The sequence below is a fragment of the Streptomyces sp. NPDC048442 genome (assembly GCF_040651475.1).
Classification (GTDB): Bacteria; Actinomycetota; Actinomycetes; order Streptomycetales; family Streptomycetaceae; genus Streptomyces.
In genome coordinates this window covers 1-5,765 of sequence record NZ_JBEZKB010000067.1, presented here as the reverse complement: position 1 = coordinate 5,765, position 5,765 = coordinate 1, and the positions used below count along the sequence as shown (strand labels likewise).

1 protein-coding gene is annotated in these 5,765 nt (G+C 71.4%); it reads left to right on the top strand.

The window, feature by feature from the left end:
- On the top strand, positions 1–5,765 hold a 5,765-nt coding region (locus tag AB0D18_RS41165), incomplete at its 3' end, for an amino acid adenylation domain-containing protein (RefSeq protein WP_362430837.1).

Genomic DNA, 5,765 nt, shown 5'->3' with positions numbered 1-5,765 from the left:
GTGGGGGAGCGGTGGCTTGCGGTGACGACGTTCGGTTTTGACATTTCGTTGTTGGAGGTGTTTTTGCCGTTGGTGTCGGGTGGTGTGGTGGTGGTGGCGGATCGTGGGGTGGTGCGTGATCCGGTGGAGTTGGGTGCGCTGGTGCGTGCGGAGGGTGTGTCGGTGATGCAGGCGACGCCTGGTTTGTGGCGGGCGTTGGTGGAGGTGGATCCGGAAGCGGTGCGGGGGCTGCGGGTTCTGGTGGGTGGTGAGGCCCTTGATGGTGGTTTGGGTGCTGTGTTGGCGGGGTTGGGTGTGTCGGTGTGGAACATGTACGGGCCGACGGAGACGACGATCTGGTCGACGGGTGCGTTGCTGGGTGATGGGGGCCGGGTGCCGATCGGTGGTCCGATCGAGAACACTCGGGTGTATGTGCTGGATGGCCGGTTGGGGTTGGTGGCGCCGGGTGTGGCGGGTGAGTTGTATGTCGCGGGTGAGGGGGTGGCGCGTGGCTATCTGGGCCGTCCGGGGCTGACGGCGGAGCGGTTCGTCTCCGATCCGTTCGGGCCGGCGGGGTCGCGTATGTACCGCACGGGTGATCTGGTGCGGTGGGGTGCTGGGGGTGTGCTGGAGTTCGTAGGGCGGGTTGATGACCAGGTCAAGGTCCGCGGATACCGGATCGAACTCGGCGAAGTCGAGTCCGCCCTGTCCGGCGTTCCCGGAGTGGCCCGCGCCGTCGCCATGGTCCGCGAGGACACGCCGAACGACCGCCGCGTCGTCGGCTATGTCGTCCCCGAAGAAGGAACCGCCCTCGAAGGCGAAGCCGTGCGGCGCGCGGTGACGGAACTGCTCCCCGAGTACATGGTCCCGTCCGCCGTCGTCCTGCTGGAATCGGTGCCGCTCAGCCCGAACGGCAAGACCGACCGCAAGGCCCTGCCCGCACCCGCCGCCCCGGCCGGCGTGCGCCGCGAGGCACGCACGGCCCAGGAGGACATCCTCTGCGGCCTGTTCGCCGAGGTCCTGGGACTCGGCCGGGTCGGCATCGAGAGCAGCTTCTTCGAGCTCGGCGGCCACTCGCTGCTGGCGACCCGCCTGGTGTCGCGGGTGCGGACCGTCCTCGGCGTCGAGCTGCCGATCCGGACGCTCTTCGAAGCACCGACGGTCGCCGCTCTGGCCCGCCGCATCGACGGGGAGGCCGCGGCGGCACGCACCGCGCTGGTCCGCCGGGAGCGGCCCGCCGACATCCCGTTGTCCTTCGCCCAGCGCCGGCTGTGGTTCATCAACCAGCTCGACACCGACAGCCCGCTCTACAACATCTCACTCGGCCTGCGCCTGCACGGCCCCTTGGACGTGCCGGCGCTGGAGGGAGCCCTCGCGGATCTGGTGTGCAGGCACGAGAGCCTGCGCACCGTCTTCCCCGACACCGACGGCAACCCCCGCCAGGTCGTCCTCGCCCCCGAGGACCTCGCCGGCGGGGTACTGCGGACCGCCGTCGTCCGGCCGGACGAGGTCGCGGCGGCCGTCGCGGAGACAGTGCGCCACGGATTCGACCTGACCGAGCAGGCCCCGTTGCGTGCCCGGCTGTTCACCGTGGGCCCCGACGAGCACGTCCTGCTGCTGGTCGTGCACCACATCGCCTGCGACGCGTGGTCGTTGCGGCCCTTCGCCCGCGACCTGGGCGACGCCTACACGGCGCGTGCCGCGGGCGCGGCTCCGCAGTGGGCTCCGCTGCCCGTTCAGTACGCGGACTACACGCTGTGGCAGCGTGAGGTGCTCGGTGACGAGGACGATCCGGACAGCGAGATCTCCCGCCAGCTCGCCCACTGGACCCAGGCACTCTCGGGCCTGCCCGACGAACTGGACCTGCCCACCGACCGGCCGCGCCCCGCGGCCTCCAGCCACCGGGGCGAGCGGATCCGCTTCACCCTCGACGCCGCGCTGCACCGCCGGCTGCTGACCCTCTCCCGGGAATCCGGTTCGAGCCTCTTCATGGTGCTGCAGGCGGCGCTGGCCACCGTACTGACCCGCCTCGGCGCCGGCACCGACATCCCCATCGGCACCCCGATCGCGGGCCGCACCGACGATGCCGTGGAAGAGCTGGTCGGCTTCTTCATCAACGAGTTGGTGCTTCGTACCGACACCTCCGGCAACCCGACCTTCCGCGAGCTGCTGGCCCGGGTACGGGAGAGCGACCTCGCCGCCTACGCCCACCAGGACGTCCCCTTCGAGCGCCTCGTCGAGGCCGTGAACCCGCCCAGGTCACTGGGCAGGCACCCGCTCTTCCAGGTCGTGCTCGCGCTGCAGAACACCGCGCAGCCGACCCTGGACCTGCCGGGGCTGACCATCGGTGCCGAGCCCGCCGCCGGCGGCGTCGCCCGGTTCGACCTGTCGTTCGGCATCAGCGAACGCGTCGCGGCCGACGGCACCCCCGAAGGGCTCGACGCCCTGGCGGAGTTCGCGGTGGATCTGTTCGACCGCGAGACGGTGGAGTCGGTGGTGGAGCGGTTTGTGCGGGTGTTGCGGGCGGTGGTGGCCGATGCGGACCGGCGGATCGCGGATGTGGAGATCCTGGCGGAGGGTGAGCGGGATCGGTTGTTGTACGGGTGGAACGACACGGGTCGTGTGTCGCCGGGGTTGTTGGTGCCGGAGTTGTTCGAGGCGCAGGTGGTGTGTGCGCCGGATGCGCCTGCGGTGTCGTGGGGTGAAGTGGAGCTGTCGTATGCGGAGTTGAATGGCCGGGTGAACCGGCTGGCGCGGTTGCTGGTGGGGCGTGGTGCGGGTCCGGAGTCGGTGGTGGCGATCGCTGTGCCGAGGTCGGTGGAGATGGTCGTGGCGGTGCTGGCGGTGCTGAAGTCCGGTGCCGCGTACCTCCCGATCGACACCGAATACCCCGCCGACCGCATCGCTTACATGCTGGCCGACGCGGCGCCGGCCCTGGTGATCACGACCCAGGACGTCGTCCCGCACCTGCCCAAGAGCGGCGGACAGCCCGTACTGCCGCTCGACGCCGCCGCCACGGCCGTGGAACTCGCGGCCCACTCCGCCGACGACCTGGTCGACGGGGACGGCTTCGTCGCGCCGCTGCCCGACAACGCCGCGTACGTCATCTACACCTCGGGCTCCACCGGCACCCCCAAGGGCGTCGTCGTCCGGCACGGCGGTCTCGCGGACTACGTCGCCGGCGCGGTCGCCGACTACCGGGGCGTGTCCGGAGCGGTCCTGCTGCATTCTTCGGTGTCTTTCGACACCACGGTCACCTCGCTGCACGCCGTGCTCGCCGCGGGAGGTCACATCCGGCTGACCGACTTCCTCACGAACGTCGTCGAGGACCGCTTCGACCTGCTGAAGGTGACCCCGAGCCACCTGCCCGTACTGACCGACGCGGTGCGGGGCGCGGCCGCCGAGGCCGAACTCCTCGTCGCGGGCGAGGCCCTGACTCCGGCAGCCCTCGCACCGTGGCGCCGCGACCACCCGCAGGGCGCCGTGTTCAACGTCTACGGCCCCACGGAGACCACCGTCAGTGCCGTGCAGCACCGAGTGGCACCCGGTGAGGTACTCGCCGAGGGCACCGCCGTCCCGATCGGCCGGCCGCTCCCGCACACGCAGGCCTACGTCCTGGACCGCAGGATGCAGCCGGTCCCGGCCGGCGTCACAGGCGAGCTGTACCTCGCCGGCACCGGCGTGGCGCGCGGCTACCTCGGCCGCCGGGCCCTGACCGCGGAACGCTTCGTGGCCGACCCGTTCGGCCCCGCCGGATCCCGCATGTACCGCACCGGCGACCTCGTGCGATGGACCACGGGCGGCACGCTGGAGTTCGTGGGCCGCACCGACGACCAGGTCAAGGTACGCGGCCACCGCATCGAACTCGGCGAGGCCGAGGCCGCACTCGCCGCGGCCCCCGGGGTTGCCCAGGCGGTGGTGACCGTCCGTGAGGACACCCCGGGCGACCGGCGTCTGGTCGGCTACGCCGTACCCCTCGACGGTGTGACGCTCGATGTGCAGGCGGTACGCCGTCAGCTCGCCGCCGTGCTGCCGGAGTACATGGTTCCGTCCGCGGTGGTCGCTCTGGACGCACTGCCGCGCACACCCAACGGCAAGACCGACCGCAAGGCGCTCCCCGCGCCGCAGCAGACGGCCGTCCGGGGCCGCGAACAGCGCACCCCCGAGGAAGCGATCCTGTGCGGTCTGTTCGCCGAGGTGCTCGGCGTCGGCCGGGTCGGCATCGACGACAACTTCTTCGAGCTGGGCGGCCACTCCCTGCTGGCCATGCGCCTGTTGAGCCGTATCCGCGCGGTGCTCTCCGCCCAGCTCGGCATCCGGGCCCTCTTCGAGGCCCCGACCGTCGCCGGACTGGCCGCGCTCCTCCACCGGGCCGACGCGGCCCACCCGTCCCCGGCGCCCGCCGTGCGGCCCGAGGTGATCCCGCTGTCGTTCGCGCAGCGCCGTCTGTGGTTCATCAACCAGATGGACACGGCGAGCCCGCTCTACAACATCCCCATGGTCCTGCGGCTGCGCGGCGCCCTGGACCAGGAGGCCCTGGCGGCGGCCCTCACGGACGTGGTGTCCCGGCACGAGAGCCTGCGCACGGTCTTCCCCGCCACCAACGGCGAGCCGCAGCAGGCCGTGTGCGACGCGCTGTCGGAGCCGGTCGTCCTGACCCTGCCCGGCACCGCCGACGGGGCGGATGCCGATGCCGACGTCGCCGCGCGGATCGCCGCACTGGCTGGCGAGGGCTTCGACCTGACGCGGGACGTCCCACTCCGGGCCGCACTGCTGAGCACGGGCCCCGACGAGCACGTCCTCGTGCTCGTCCTGCACCACATCGCCGCAGACGCGTGGTCCCTCGGCCCGCTGGCCGCGGACCTGACCGCGGCGTACACCGCACGCCTGGACGGCGCCGCTCCGCAGTGGGTCCCGCTGCCCGTGCAGTACGCCGACTACACGCTGTGGCAGCGTGAGGTGCTCGGTGACGAGGACGATCCGGACAGCGAGATCTCCCGTCAGCTCGCCCACTGGACCCAGGCGCTCAAGGGCCTGCCGGAAGAGCTGGACCTGCCCACCGACCGGCCCCGGCCGGTGACCGGGGCCCAGCGCGGAGGCAAGGTGCGCTTCACCCTGGACGCGCAGCTGCACCGTCGGCTGCTGGCGCTGGGCACGTCCACCGGCACCAGCCTGTTCATGGTGGTCCAGGCGGCGTTGGCCACCGTACTGACCCGGCTCGGCGCCGGCACCGACATCCCGATCGGCGCCCCTATCGCGGGCCGGACCGACGACAGCCTCGACGACATGATCGGCATCTTCCTCAACACGCTGGTGCTGCGCACCGACACGTCGGGCGACCCGACGTTCCGCGAACTGCTGGCCCGGGTCAGGGAGACCGACCTGGCAGCGTACGGAAGCCAGGACCTGCCGTTCGAACGGCTCGTCGAGGCGCTCAACCCGCAGCGGTCCATGACCCGTCACCCGCTCTTCCAGGTGACGCTGACCGTGCAGAACACCGCGAACGCGATCCTCGAACTGCCGGGCCTCTCGGTCGCCGCCGAGGCCGGCGAGTCCTCCTGGGCCAGGTTCGACCTGTCCTTCGGCCTCGGCGAGCGGCACACGGCCAACGGAGTCCCGAACGGCCTGGAAGGCGTCGTGGACTACTCCGCCGACCTCTTCGACAGAGCGACGGTCGAGCAGATCGTCGCCCGTCTGGAGCGTGTGTTGCGTGCGGTGGTGGTGGATGTGGGTGTGTTGGTGGGTGGGGTGGATGTGTTGGGTGGTGGTGAGCGTGAGTTGTTGTT